This is a genomic window from Xanthomonas sp. fls2-241-TYG-148, assembly GCF_030208815.1.
GTDB lineage: Bacteria > Pseudomonadota > Gammaproteobacteria > Xanthomonadales > Xanthomonadaceae > Xanthomonas > Xanthomonas campestris.
Window position 1 is genome coordinate 14,817 of record NZ_JARVTE010000009.1, and the last position, 13,942, is coordinate 28,758.

Consider the following 13,942-nt stretch of genomic DNA (forward strand, 5'->3'; position numbering starts at 1 on the left):
TTCGATGCGCAAGCGTGTGCTGCTAGGTGTGGTGTTGCTGCTCGGCATGGCGTGGTCGCTGTGTGCGGCGGCGGCAGAACCGGCGCAGTTGCGCATTGGCTACCAGAAAGCCGTCTCCAGCCTGGTGCTGGCCAAGCAGCACCGGTTGCTGGAGCAACGCTTCCCACGCACCAAGATTCAGTGGGTGGAGTTCCCGGCCGGCCCGCAATTGCTGGAAGCCTTGAACGTAGGCAGCATCGATCTGGGCGGTGCGGGCGATATTCCGCCGTTGTTCGCGCAGGCCGCCGGCGCCGATCTGCTGTACGTGGGCTGGGTGCCGCCCACGCCGAAGGCCGAAACCATCCTGGTGCCGAGCAAGAGCACGCTGCGCACGGTGGCCGACCTCAAGGGCAAGCGCGTGGCGTTTCAGAAGGGCTCCAGCGCGCACAACCTGCTGCTGCGGCTGTTGGCCAAGTCCGGCTTGAGCCTGCGTGACATCACGCCGCTGTATCTGTCGCCGGCCAATGCGCGCGCTGCGTTTGCGGCGGGTCAGGTGGATGCGTGGGCGATCTGGGACCCGTGGTATTCGGCGTTGACGCTGGATGGCAGTGCACGCCTGCTTGCCAACGGCGAGGGCGTGGGGCTCACCGGCGGGTTTTTCCTGGCATCGCGGCGTTATGCCACCGCATGGGGCCCGTTTCTGCAGCAGGTGATGGGGCAGCTCAACCAGGCCGACGGTCTGCTGGAGCGCGACCGTGCAGGCAGCATCCGCATCCTGGCGCAGGTGAGCGGGCTGCCGCCGGCGGTGATCGAGCGCAGCCTGGCCCATCGCCCACCGGCGAGCGTGCAGCCGCTGAGCGCGCAGGTGATCAAGGCGCAGCAGGCAACCGCAGATCTGTTCTACGCGCAGCGGTTATTGCCCAAGCGCGTGCTGGTGGCACCGGCGGTGTGGCGCGCGCCTGCTGCTGCGGCGACGGCGGCGGGCAAGTGATGCGCGATTTGCCTGTGCCGCAGCGTGCCAACGACTGCGAGGGATGGCGATGACGCACCGCCGCCGCTGGCGCGATGCCGTCGTGCCCTGGCTGCTGCCGGTGACAGTGGTGGTGGCCTGGCAACTGGCCGCCACCTGGGGCTGGCTGCCGCAGCGCATCCTGCCAGCGCCCGATGCGGTGCTGCGAGCAGCGGTCGCGCTGGTGCGCAGTGGCGAGCTGTGGCAACACCTGACCATCAGTGGCTGGCGCGCGGCGGTGGGCCTGGCGATCGGCGGCAGTATTGGATTGGCGCTGGGCCTGTTGACCGGCGTGTCGCGCGTGGCCGAACGCCTGCTCGACAGCAGCCTGCAGATGCTGCGCAACGTGCCGCACCTGGCGCTGATTCCGCTGGTGATCCTGTGGTTCGGCATCGACGAGGGCGCCAAGCTGTTCCTGGTGGCACTGGGAACGTTCTTCCCGATCTATCTCAACACCTATCACGGCATCCGCAGCGTGGACCCGGCCCTGGTCGAAATGGCGCGCAACTACGGCGTGCGTGGCCCGCAGCTGTTTATCGATGTGTTGCTGCCGGGTGCGTTGCCGTCGATTCTGGTCGGGCTGCGCTTCGCGTTGGGCCTGATGTGGCTGACGCTGATCGTGGCCGAGACGATTTCTGCCAGTTCCGGCATCGGCTATCTGGCGACGAACGCGCGGGAATTTCTGCAGACCGATGTGGTGGTGGTGGCGATCGTGCTGTATGCACTGCTCGGCAAGCTGGCCGATCTGGCCGCACGAGGGCTGGAAGCCTGGTGGCTGGGCTGGCACCCAACGCAACAACGGGCGGCGCTGCGCCGATGAGTGCGACCACCCCCATCGGCTTGCCACTGACGCTGCGCGGCATCGGCAAGCGCTATGGCGACAGCGCGGTGCTACGCGGCATCGATCTGGACATCGCACCCGGGCAGTGCGTGGCTGTGGTCGGGCGGAGCGGTTGCGGCAAGAGCACCTTGCTGCGCGTGATCGCCGGGCTCGAAGCGGCCGATACCGGTACGGTTGCCAGCGGCCACGCACCGCTGGCAACGCAGCGCGATGCGGTGCGGCTGATGTTTCAGGATGCACGCCTGCTGCCCTGGAAGCGAGTGATCGACAACGTGGCGCTCGGCCTGGGTCGCGCCGGGCGCGCACAGGCACAGGCCGCGCTGGACGCGGTGGGCCTGGGCCCGCGCGCTGGCGACTGGCCGGGCACGCTCTCGGGCGGGCAACGCCAGCGCGTGGCCCTGGCGCGTGCGCTGGTGCACCGGCCGCGGCTGTTGCTGCTGGACGAACCGCTGGGCGCGCTGGATGCGTTGACGCGCATCGAGATGCAGCAGCTGATCGTGCAGCTCTGGCGGCAGCATGGCTTCACGCTGGTGCTGGTGACCCACGACGTGGCCGAGGCCAGCTCACTGGCCGACCGCATCGTGGTGATCGAGCACGGCCAGGTCGGTCTGGAGGTCGCGGTGCCCGTGCCGCATCCGCGCCTGCCCGGTGCGCCAGCGGTGGCAGCGATCCAGGCGCAGGTGTTGTCGCGTCTGCTGGGGCCGCCGTCGCCCGGTGCCGCCGCGGCGGCAGAGGCGCAACCTGGCACTGCCGCGCAGGCAGAGAAACCGTTGCGGCGGTTCGCCTAGCGTCCCGTCTGCGGACCCACGCCAGGCCAACTGCGGCGGCGTCACGGCCCGCTGCCAGGGGCGTGGACACAGCGCCCAGCCTTGAAACGCCGCCCGCCAGCCGCATCTGCACGGTATCGCCGGAAACGCCGGCCACCAGTTCAGAGGATTTCTCATGCGGATGGACAAGCTCACCTCGCGGTTCCAGCAGGCGCTGGCCGACGCGCAATCGCTGGCCGTGGGCCGCGACCACAACATCATCGAACCCGTGCACGTGCTGGCCGCCTTGCTCGACCAGAGCGGTGGCAGCACGCGCCCGCTGCTGTCGCAGTCCGGCGTCAACGTGCCGGCACTGCGCGAGCGCCTGGGCGAAGCGCTGGACACCCTGCCCAAGGTGTCCGGGCAGGAAGGCAACCTGTCGATCGGCAACGATCTCAATCGCCTGCTCAACCAGACCGACAAGCTCGCCCAGCAGCACGGCGATGCCTTCATCGCCAGCGAGTGGTTCGTGCTGGCCGCTGCCGACGATGCCAGCCCGCTGGGCGTGGCGCTGCGCGCGGCCGGTGGCGACAAGAAGAAGATCGAAGCGGCCATCGACAAATTGCGCGGTGGCGAAACCGTGCAATCGGAAAATGCCGAGGAACAGCGCCAGGCGCTGGAGAAGTACACCATCGACCTGACCGCGCGCGCGGAGAGCGGCAAGCTCGATCCGGTGATCGGCCGCGATGAAGAAATCCGCCGCACCATCCAGGTGTTGCAGCGGCGTACCAAGAACAACCCGGTGCTGATCGGCGAACCGGGCGTGGGCAAGACCGCCATTGTCGAAGGCCTGGCGCAACGCATCATCAACGGCGAGGTGCCCGAAGGCCTGCGCGGCAAGCGCGTGCTGTCGCTGGACATGGGCGCGCTGATTGCCGGTGCCAAATTCCGCGGCGAATTCGAAGAACGCCTGAAGGCGGTGCTCAGCGACCTGTCCAAGAACGAAGGCCAGATCATCCTGTTCATCGATGAGCTGCACACCATGGTCGGCGCCGGCAAGGCCGATGGCGCGATGGACGCGGGCAACATGCTCAAGCCGGCGCTGGCGCGTGGCGAGCTGCATTGCATCGGCGCCACCACGCTGGACGAATACCGCAAGTACATCGAAAAAGACGCGGCGCTGGAGCGGCGTTTCCAGAAAGTCTTCGTGGGCGAGCCGACGGTGGAAGACACCATCGCCATCCTGCGCGGCTTGAAGGAGCGCTACGCGGTGCATCACGGCGTGGAGATCACCGACCCGGCGATCGTGGCCGCGGCCACCTTGTCCAACCGCTACATCACCGACCGTCAGTTGCCGGACAAGGCCATCGACCTGATGGACGAAGCCGCATCGCGCATCCGCATGGAGATCGATTCCAAGCCTGAAGAGCTCGACCGCCTGGAGCGTCGCCTGATCCAGCTCAAGATCCAGCGCGAGATGCTCAAGAAGGAAAAGGACGAGGCCTCGCGGCAACGCCTGGCTGATCTGGAAAGCGATATCGACAAGCTCGAACGCGAATTCTCCGACCTCAACGAAGTGTGGAAGTCGGAGAAGGCCGCGCTGCAGGGCACCACCAAGATCAAGGAGCAGATCGAGCACGCCAAGCTGGAGCTGGAGGCGGCGCAGCGGCGCCAGGACTACGCCAAGATGAGCGAGATCCAGTACGGCGTATTGCCGCAGCTGGAAAAGCAGATGCTGCTGGCTAACGAGGTCGAACATCACGACTTCAAGCTGGTGCAGGACCGCGTGACCGCCGAGGAAATCGCCGAGGTGGTGTCGCGTTGGACCGGTATTCCGGTCAACAAGATGCTCGAAGGCGAGCGCGACAAATTGTTGCGCATGGAAGACGAACTGCACCATCGCGTGGTCGGCCAGAACGAGGCGATCAAGGTGGTCTCCGATGCGGTACGGCGTTCGCGCGCCGGCCTGTCCGACCCCAATCGTCCGAGCGGTTCGTTCCTGTTCCTGGGCCCGACCGGCGTGGGCAAGACCGAGCTATGCAAGGCGTTGGCGGACTTCCTGTTCGACAGCACCGAGGCGATGATCCGCATCGACATGAGCGAGTTCATGGAGAAGCATTCGGTCTCGCGCCTGATCGGTGCGCCCCCGGGCTATGTGGGCTACGAGGAAGGCGGTTACCTCACCGAGGCTGTTCGCCGTCGCCCGTATTCGCTGATCCTGCTCGACGAAGTGGAGAAGGCGCACGCCGATGTCTTCAACATCCTGTTGCAGGTGCTCGATGATGGCCGCCTCACCGACGGCCAGGGCCGCACCGTGGACTTCCGCAATACCGTCATCGTGATGACCTCCAACCTGGGCTCGCACCAGATCCAGGAGTTGTCCGGCGACGGCAGCGCCGAGGCCTACACGCAGATGAAGGCGGCAGTGATGGGCGTGGTGCAGGCGCACTTCCGCCCGGAATTCATCAACCGGCTCGATGACATCGTGGTGTTCCATCCGCTGGACAAGGCGCAGATCAAGTCGATTGCGCGCATCCAGTTGCAGGGCCTGGAAAAGCGCCTGGCCGAACGCGGCCTCAAGCTGGACCTGGACGACCCGGCGCTGGAACTGTTGGGCAATGTCGGCTTCGACCCGGTGTATGGTGCGCGCCCGCTGAAGCGCGCGATTCAGTCGCAGGTGGAAAACCCGCTGGCCCAGCAGATTCTCTCCGGCCAGTACACCAGCGGCGACACCGTGCGCGTACGCACCGAAGGTGGACATCTGGCGTTTACCAAGGGCTGAGTCTGAGGTTCACGCAGTCACGATCGCCCCGCTGATGCGGGGCGATGTGTTTGGCGGAGGATCATTGGTAGCGGTGGGTGCGCGCCGCATCGGCACGGCGCTATGATCGTGGCAAGCACTCAGGCAAGGAATGCAGATGCGCATGCTGTTGGTGGTAGTCGGTATCGCCACGTTGTCCGGTACGGTGGACGTCAGCCAGGCCGCCAAACAACCGGAATTCATGGAAGGGTTCACCGCCTACCAGGCGCAGGACTATCCACGTTGCGCGTATATTTTGGAGGGTGTATGGCGCGCGGGTATGTCGGCGCCGCAGAAGTTTGTCTTGCTGCCTGCAGAATGCCTCGCGGCGGCCGGGCAGGCCGATGCGGCGCTGCGCTATCTCGACGAGGAGCTGCCACGCGGGCGCATTGCCATGGATGACCTGCGGGCGAAAGATGCTCCAGGGTTGAACGCACTACGCAAGACCGCAGGATGGCCGGCCTTGCTCACCAAAGCCGAACAGGTCAACGCGCAGCAACGTGCCACCTGGGATCAGCCCTTGCGGGACCAGCTGCTGGAACGCCTCAGGAAAGATCAGCAAGTGCGCAGCGAGGTGTTTGTCGACGGCAAGGTGTCAGGCGACTGGAAGAAGCTGCTTGCGGTCGATCGCGACAACACCGCGTGGTTGAAAGAGGTCGTGGCGACCAAGGGGTGGCCCGGCAATCGTCTGGTCGGGGTGGAAGGCGCGAGTGCTGCATTGTTGCTTGTGCAGCACGCCGATGCGGACCCCGCGTTTCAGCAGCAGATGTTGCCGCTGCTGGAGGCCGCGCTCACCAGGCAGGACGTGGCGGCGGATGATGTCGCGCTGCTGACCGATCGCGTGTTGCGTGCGCAAGGCAAGCCACAGCGTTATGGCACGCAGTTCAAGCCGGGTGCGGATGGCAGCATGGCCCTGGAGCCGACCGAAGACGAGGCCGGCCTGGATGCGCGCCGTCGCGCAGTGGGCCTGCCGTCGATGGCGGTCTATAAGCGCATGCTGGGCGAGGCGTACCACACACCGGTGCGTTGATCGCTGATGCGTTGATCGCTGAAGCGTGGCGCATGGCTGTGGACTTCTGGTCACGCTGCATTCGCAGGAGCGAACCTGCCCGCTGGCAATCTGCTCATAGCCGGCCGTCATGAGGCAGGTGCCGCCGGACGGGTATCGTCGGGCCTCCTCCTGAGCGAGCCGCGCCATGACCGATCCGCAGTGGAAGCCTGAAACCATCGCCGTGCACGGTGGCTACCGTCCTGATCCCACCACCCGCGCGGTGGCGGTGCCGATCTATCAGACCGTGGCGTATGCCTTCGACGATACGCAGCATGGCGCGGACCTGTTCGACCTGAAAGTGCAGGGCAACATCTACAGCCGCATCATGAATCCCACCAACGACGTGCTGGAACAGCGCGTGGCCGCGCTGGAAGGCGGCATCGGTGCGCTGGCACTGGCGTCGGGGCAGGCGGCAGTGACCTATGCGATCCAGACCATCGCCGAGGCTGGCGACAACATCGTCTCCTCCAGCGCGTTGTATGGCGGCACCTACAATCTGTTCGCGCACACGCTGCCGCAGTTCGGCATCACCACGCGCTTTGCCGATTACCGCGATCCGCAGGCGTTTGCCGGCTTGATCGACGAGCGCACCAAGGCGGTGTTCGTCGAGTCGATCGGCAATCCGCGCGGCAATATCACCGACATCGAAGCCGTGGCCGCAGTGGCGCATGCGCATGGTGTGCCGCTGATCGTGGACAACACCGTGGCCACGCCGTCGCTGCTGCGGCCGATCGACTTTGGCGCGGATATCGTGGTGCATTCGCTGACCAAGTACCTGGGCGGGCACGGCAACAGCATCGGCGGTGCGATCGTGGACAGCGGGCGCTTCCCATGGGCGGCGCACAAGGCGCGCTTTGCGCGTCTCAACGAGCCGGACGTGAGTTACCACGGCGTGGTCTATACCGAAGCCCTGGGCGAGGCCGCCTACATCGGCCGTGCGCGCGTGGTGCCGCTGCGCAATACCGGTGCGGCGTTGTCGCCGTTCAATGCATTCCTCATTTTGCAAGGCATCGAGACCTTGCCGCTGCGCATGGAGCGCATCAATGCCAACACGTTGGCGATTGCCCGGTATCTGCAGGAACACGCGCGCGTGGCCTGGGTCAATTACGCCGCATTGCCGGATCACCACGAGCATGCGTTGGCGCAGAAGTATCTGGGCGGGCACGGCTCGGGCGTTTTGACCTTCGGCCTGCCGGGTGGACGCGCGGCGGGTGCGCGGTTTCTGGATGCGCTGCAGCTGTTCACACGGTTGGTCAACATTGGCGACGCGAAATCGCTGGCCACCCATCCGGCCTCCACCACGCACCGTCAGCTCGGCCCCGCCGAACTGGAGCATGCCGGCGTCAGCGAGGACACCGTGCGGTTGTCGATCGGGATCGAGCACATCGATGATTTGCTGGCGGATCTGGAGCAGGCGCTGCAGGGCGCGTGATGCTTTTTTAGCCCATCTCCTGTCGGGGCGCGGAGCGGGGTTGGCGGTGAGTCCTAGCGAAGCACAATGCCTGCCGGGACTGGCTTCGGTAAGGGGCGCCAGCGCGGCCGGGGATCGGCTCCTCGGCTCGGTCAGACATCCTGTCTGACTCGCCGCGCGACACATCCGTGTGCCGCTCTCCGCCAATCCCCGGCCACGCTGCCGCCTCGGCACGTTACTTCCATGACCCAGAAATTTTGAGCAAGCCAAGATGCGTGCTTGAGCCCCTCTCTCCTCGGGAACGGCTAGCCCCTCTCCCGCTGGGAGAGGGGTTGGGGTGAGGGTACGGGGGCAAAGCCCACTCCTATGTGCGAGATGAAGCTCGGTGGCGGACATGCTGGCAACCCCGGCAGGCTGCTCCAGACATGGCATGCGGCTTCGCCCCGTACCCTCATCCGCCCCTTCGGGCACCTTCTCCCGGCGGGAGAAGGAATCGGCAATTCACCGCCCCGGCGCGAGGCGACGCGCTCGCTTGGCCGGCTCCCGGTGGGAAAAGGGAGTGGAGATTCGCCATTTGGAAGCGAGGCGAGGCGTCGCGCTGCGCTTGGCCGGTTGCCGGAGACTGCCGAGGCGCCCCCAGCCAATCCTGCTACCATGCGCGCCCCTGAGGTGACTGCCGGAGTTCCGGTGGTTTAAACGGGAATCCGGTGCGCGCATCGCCTTGGCGAGACGCAAGTCCGGAGCTGCCCCCGCAACGGTGGGCGAGGTCAGGTGCCGCAACACGCCACTGTGCACACGCATGGGAAGGCGCGGTACCGGAAGCGCAGGCTTCCACTCGCGAGCCCGGAGACCGGCCTGAGGGATTGACCCGGCACGCGGTGGGCGTGGCCTTGTGCGTCTGGTGCTTGCGCGCCGGACGCCTGGCCCGTTGCTGCCTGCCGCCCCCATTGCCCCCGCGCGGGTTGGCGCGGTTCCTGGAGCAGCAGTTGATGTCCCTTTCTTCCGTTTCGCCGTGCCGTGCCGTGCTGGCCGTGTGCCTGTCGATGTGCGTGGCCGCGCTGGCCCAGGCCGAGGCCGCTGTCGATCTCGACCAGGTGGTGGTCACCGCCACGCGCACCGCGCAGACCCAGGACCAGACCCTGGCGCCGGTGACGGTGATCGACCGTGCGCAGATCGAGCGCCGCCAGATCAATTCGCTGCAGGACCTGTTGCGCGGCGAAGCCGGCGTGTCGCTGGCCAACAACGGCGGCCCCGGCAAGCAGACCTCGTTGTTCCTGCGCGGCACCGAGGCCGACCACCTAGTGGTGCTGGTGGATGGCGTGCGCGTCAGCTCGGCCACTGCCGGCGGCGCGGCGTTGCAGGACATCCCGTTCGAGCAGATCGAACGGATCGAGATCGTGCGTGGCCCGTTCTCCAGCCTGTACGGCTCCGAGGCACTTGGCGGCGTCATCCAGCTGTTTACCCGGCGCCCGGAAGGCCGCTTCGTGCCGACCTTCAGCGCTGCAGCTGGCAGCGACAATGCGCGCCGCTACAGCGCCGGCGTGGCCGGGCGCAGCGATGGCGATCTGGGCGAGCGCGGCGGTTGGTATTCGGTCAACGCGGTGCACGACGAGACCGACGGCATCAACGCCTACCTGGACACCCGCTCCAGCAGCTACGACCCGGACCGCGACGGCTACCGCAACGATTCGTTGAATGTGCAGGGCGGCTGGCGCTTCAACCGCCAGTGGGATGCCGACGTGCACGCCTTGCGCGCGCAGAGCCGCAACGAATACGACGGCTCGGCCTTCGGTGGCAACCTGTCCAAGGGTGTGCAGCAAGCCGTGGGCGGCCGCGTGCGGTATGCGCCGACCGACGCATTCAAACTCACGACCAGCCTCGGGAGCAGCGTGGATTTCAGCGATGCGTATTTCGACGGCACCTACGTGTCCACCTACGACACGCGGCGCAAGCAGGGTTCGTTGCAGGCCGATGTGGATGCCGGCCCGGGCTTGCTGACGGTGGGGTTTGACTGGCAGCGCGATGCGATTGCCAGCAGCGACACCTACGATGCCGACAGCCGCATCGACCGCGCCGCATTCGCGCAGTGGCAGCAGAGCTTCGGCACGCAGTCGCTGCAGGCCAGCCTGCGTCGCAACGACAACAGCCAGTTCGGTGGCAAGACCACCGGCAGCCTGCTGTGGGGCTGGGATATTGCCGAGCATCTGCGTGTGACCGCCAGCTATGGCACCGCGTTCAAGGCGCCCACGTTCAACGAGTTGTATTACCCGGACTACGGCAATCCGTTGTTGGGGCCGGAAACCTCCAGGAGCGCCGAGCTGGGCCTGCGTGGCAACTACGACTGGGGCACCTGGACGCTGAGCGCGTTCCAGACCCGCATCGATGATTTGATTGCCTACGACGCCGGGCTGGTGGATGCCACGCATCCGTTCGGCCAGCCGAACAATATCGACCAGGCGCGCATCCGCGGCGTGGAAGCCGGCTACGACACCGAACTGGCCGGCTGGACCGTGCGCAGCGCGCTGACCTGGCTGGACCCGCGTGCCGATGGCGACGTCAACCATGGCAACTGGCTGCCGCGGCGTGCACGCCAGAGCGGGCGCATCGATGCGGACCGCAGCTTCGGCGCGTTCGGCGTGGGCGCCAGCCTGTTCGGCGCCGGCAAGCGCTACGACGACTTGGCCAACAGCGACCGCCTGGCGGGTTACGGCCTGCTCGATCTGCGCGTGAGCTATGCGGTGAACGCAGACTGGAAGGTGTCGCTGAGCGCCAACAACGTGTTCGACCGCCAGTACGAAACCGCGCGCTGGTACAACCAGCCGGGGCGCGCCTACCTGCTGACGTTGCGTTATCACCCGGCGCAGTAACCCTGCGCCGTACAGCGTGCAGGCGGGCCACGGCGGTAACTGGAATCGCCACGCACGCGGCGATTCCCGTACTCGCGTCACCGCTACCTGCAGTTGATGTCACGCCCTGAAGGAGATTGCCGATGCTGCCGCTATCCCGTCCTGCCGAACGCGCGGTGTTCATTGCCGCACTGCTGGCGATGACCGCCACGCGCTTTCACCACACCAGCGATTGGCTGCATCTGCCGGATGCGTCCATGGCGCTGTTCTTTCTCGGTGGCCTTGCGCTGCGCCGGCATCGGTATTTCATCGGACTGCTGCTGATGTCGGTGCTGATCGATTGGGCGGCGGTGACGCTGGCCGGTGTCAGCGACTTCTGCATCACCGCAGCCTACGCCGCGTTGCCGTTCGCCTATGGCGTGCTGTGGTACGCCGGTAGCGCGTTGCACGCGCGCGTGGGCCGCAGTGCAGTGGCCCTGGGCGGTGTGTGGTGCGTGGGCGTGCTGGCTGCCGCGGTGTCGTTTCTGATCTCCAATGCGGCGTTCTACTGGTGGGGCGGGCGTTACGCCGATCCGCACTGGGGCCAGTACCTGGCGCGTGCCTGGCAATGGGGGCCGCTGTTCGTGCGCACCACCGCGCTGTATCTGGCGGTGGCGCTGCTGGCAGGGTGGTGCGTGCTGCGCTGGCGTACCACGCGACGCGACGCGGCCAGTGCATCTGCGCTGGAGCTGCCGTGAGCGCGGTGCGCTTGCCCTGGCGCGGCCGTGACGGACTCACTGTGCACGGTGCCGCGGCCTGGGCCGGCGGCCTGCTGTTGGCCGCGTTGATGGTGTGCACGCGCGGCCAGCATGTGGCCAGTCTGGATGGCTTACCGAGCGCATCCTGGGCGGTGTTCTTCCTGGCCGGCGCCTTGTTGCGGCCGGTGTGGATGCTGCCGCTGTTGTTCGCGCTGGCCTCGGCGCTGGACCTGGCCGACATGGCCGCCGGCAGCCTTTCCGATTGGTGCGTGTCGCCGGCGTATTGGGCCTTGGCGCTTGCCTACGCGGCGTTGTGGTGCGGCGGCCGCGTGTATGCGATGCGGCTGCACCGCGGCGGGTGGCGCGATCTGCCGCGCCTGTTGCTGGCGCTGCTGCTCAGTGGCAGCGTGGCCTATCTGTTATCGAAGGGCGGGTTCTATGTCTTTTCCGGGCGCTACCCGCAGGCCTCGCTGGCAGGGTTCATTGCGCGGATGCCGCAGTATTACCCGCCGGCGCTCGGTGGCCTGGCCGCTTATGTGGGCGCCGTGCTGGCCGTACGTGCAAGCGTGCATGCTGTGATCCCACGTTCCACCCTTGGAGTTGGCACATGAGTACACCCGAGCACGACGACGCGCATTACCGCGAACGCGCGCAACGCAAGAAGGAACTGGTGGACCGGCGCATCGCACGTGCGGTGATCGATCGCGGCGTGCTGCTGGTCAATACCGGTAACGGCAAGGGCAAGAGTTCGTCCGGCTTCGGCATGCTGGCGCGCTCGCTGGGCCACGGGCTGTACTGCGGCGTGGTGCAGTTCATCAAGGGCACGTTTTCTACCGGCGAAGAAGCGTTTTTCCGCCGCTTTCCGGATCTGCTCGACTATCACGTGATGGGCGAAGGGTTTACCTGGGAAACCCAGGACCGCGAACGCGACATCGCCGCTGCACAGGCGGCCTGGCAGCTGGCGCGCGGCATGCTGGCCGACCCGCGCTACGATTTCGTGCTGCTGGACGAGCTCAACATTGCGCTGGTCAAGGAGTACGTTGCGCTGGAGGAGGTGCTGGCGGCAGTCGCTGCACGGCCGCCACGCCAGCACGTGGTGATCACTGGGCGCGGCGCGCCAGCCGGCCTGATCGAGGCGGCCGATACGGTCACCGAGATGCGGCTGGTCAAGCACGCCTTCAACGCCGGCATCAAGGCACAGCTCGGCGTTGAGCTATAGCCGTGACACTGCCCGCACACTGCCCCGCGTTGCTGGTGTCCGCGCCTGCCTCCGGGCAGGGCAAGACCAGCGTCACTGCTGCATTGGCGCGCTGGCATACGCGGCAGGGGCGGCGCGTGCGGGTGTTCAAGACCGGGCCGGATTTTCTCGACCCACTGCTGCTCGAACGCGCCAGCGGCGCACCGGTGTTTCAGCTGGATCTGTGGATGACCGGCGAGGCGGACATCCGTCAGCGCCTGCATGCCGCCGCGTGCGACGCCGATCTGCTGTTGATCGAAGGCGTGATGGGGCTGTTCGACGGCGCCCCCTCCAGCGCCGATCTGGCCGTGCACTTCGGCATTCCGGTGCTGGCAGTGATCGATGGCGCCGCCATGGCGCAGACCTTCGGCGCATTGGCGCTTGGGCTGGCCCGCTATCGCGACGATCTGCCGCTGTATGGCGTGGCTGCCAATCGCATCGGCAGCGCGCATCACGCCCGCCTGCTGCGCGACAGCGTGCCGCCCCCGCTGCAGTGGCTGGGCGCATTGCCGCGTGCGCCGGCAGTGCAGTTGCCGGAGCGGCACCTGGGCCTGGTGGCCGCTGGCGAAGTGGCCGACCTGGAGCAGCGCCTGGACGCGTTGGCCGATGCCTGGGCCGCGCATGCGTCCACCGCGTTGCCGCCGCCACTGCAGTTCGCGCCGCCGGACGCTCACGCAGCGATTGCACCCGTGCTGCAGGGCGTGCGCATTGCCATCGCCCGCGATGCGGCGTTCTGCTTCGTGTATCCGGCCAATCTGGAACTGCTGGCGGCAGCCGGCGCGCACCTGCAGTTCTTTTCGCCGATCGCCGGTGATGCGCTGCCGAACTGCGATGCGGTGTGGCTGCCGGGCGGATACCCGGAACTGCATCTGCAGGCCTTGTCGCAGCGTCGTGATCTGGCTGTGGCATTGCGTGCGCACTGCGCACAAGGCAAGCCGCTGCTGGCCGAATGCGGCGGCATGCTGTTCCTGCTGGAAGCATTGACCGGCAAGGACGGCGTCAGCGCACCGATGGCCGGCCTGCTGCCCGGCACGGCCGCGCTGCAGGCACGCTCGGTGGCGCTGGGCTTGCAGGAGGTCGCATTGCCGGAAGGCACGCTGCGCGGGCATACCTTCCACTACGCACGCGCCAGCATCGCGCTCAGCCCCTTGGTGCATGCGCGCAATCCCAACACCGGGCCCAGTGCCGAGCCGGTGTACCGGCAATGGCGGATGACGGCGAGCTTCGTGCATTTCTATTTCCCGTCCAATCCTGCCGCAGCCATGGCGTTGTTTCTGCCATGACG

At 66.8% G+C, this 13,942-nt stretch carries 11 protein-coding genes and 1 riboswitch; all 11 genes read left to right on the forward strand.

Features of this window, described 5'->3' with window-relative positions; genetic code table 11:
* The first annotated feature begins 4 nt into the window (after positions 1-4).
* The gene (locus QRM60_RS10850) at positions 5-970 is read left to right on the forward strand and encodes an aliphatic sulfonate ABC transporter substrate-binding protein (protein ID WP_285446194.1); all 966 of its coding nucleotides are present in this window, start codon (positions 5-7) and stop codon (positions 968-970) included.
* Between the two features lie 43 nt (positions 971-1,013).
* Entirely contained in the window at positions 1,014-1,808 is a 795-nt protein-coding gene (gene ssuC, locus QRM60_RS10855) for an aliphatic sulfonate ABC transporter permease SsuC (protein WP_285446195.1), read from the forward strand.
* A complete protein-coding gene (locus QRM60_RS10860; RefSeq protein ID WP_285446196.1) occupies positions 1,805-2,617 on the forward strand; it encodes an ATP-binding cassette domain-containing protein in 813 nt (270 codons plus the stop codon). The genes ssuC and QRM60_RS10860 overlap by 4 nt, the downstream gene beginning before the upstream one ends.
* A 154-nt stretch (positions 2,618-2,771) precedes the next feature.
* A complete protein-coding gene (clpB, locus tag QRM60_RS10865; RefSeq protein WP_285446197.1) occupies positions 2,772-5,357 on the forward strand; it encodes an ATP-dependent chaperone ClpB in 2,586 nt (861 codons plus the stop codon).
* Positions 5,358-5,493: 136 nt separating this feature from the next.
* Positions 5,494-6,405 (forward strand): DUF6624 domain-containing protein, encoded by a 912-nt coding sequence (locus QRM60_RS10870; protein ID WP_343237650.1) that lies wholly within the window; start codon positions 5,494-5,496, stop codon positions 6,403-6,405.
* Positions 6,406-6,571: 166 nt separating this feature from the next.
* A complete protein-coding gene (locus QRM60_RS10875; protein WP_285446199.1) occupies positions 6,572-7,858 on the forward strand; it encodes an aminotransferase class I/II-fold pyridoxal phosphate-dependent enzyme in 1,287 nt (428 codons plus the stop codon).
* Positions 7,859-8,487: 629 nt separating this feature from the next.
* A riboswitch (cobalamin riboswitch) is annotated at positions 8,488-8,711 on the forward strand.
* A gap of 115 nt (positions 8,712-8,826) precedes the next feature.
* The gene (gene btuB, locus QRM60_RS10880) at positions 8,827-10,704 is read left to right on the forward strand and encodes a TonB-dependent vitamin B12 receptor (RefSeq protein WP_285446200.1); all 1,878 of its coding nucleotides are present in this window, start codon (positions 8,827-8,829) and stop codon (positions 10,702-10,704) included.
* Positions 10,705-10,826: 122 nt separating this feature from the next.
* A complete protein-coding gene (locus QRM60_RS10885) occupies positions 10,827-11,420 on the forward strand; it encodes a hypothetical protein (RefSeq protein ID WP_119959201.1) in 594 nt (197 codons plus the stop codon).
* An 89-nt stretch (positions 11,421-11,509) separates the two neighbouring features.
* The gene (locus QRM60_RS10890) at positions 11,510-12,031 is read left to right on the forward strand and encodes a hypothetical protein (protein WP_285446266.1); all 522 of its coding nucleotides are present in this window, start codon (positions 11,510-11,512) and stop codon (positions 12,029-12,031) included.
* Positions 12,028-12,639 carry a cob(I)yrinic acid a,c-diamide adenosyltransferase gene (gene cobO, locus QRM60_RS10895; RefSeq protein WP_012437634.1) on the forward strand — a complete coding sequence of 204 codons (612 nt, stop codon included), beginning with the start codon at positions 12,028-12,030 and terminating at the stop codon, positions 12,637-12,639. Before QRM60_RS10890 ends, cobO begins: the two co-directional genes overlap by 4 nt.
* A gap of 2 nt (positions 12,640-12,641) precedes the next feature.
* On the forward strand, positions 12,642-13,940 hold the full coding sequence (locus tag QRM60_RS10900) for a cobyrinate a,c-diamide synthase (RefSeq protein WP_285446201.1): 1,299 nt from the start codon (positions 12,642-12,644) through the stop codon (positions 13,938-13,940).
* The last annotated feature ends 2 nt before the right edge of the window (positions 13,941-13,942 follow it).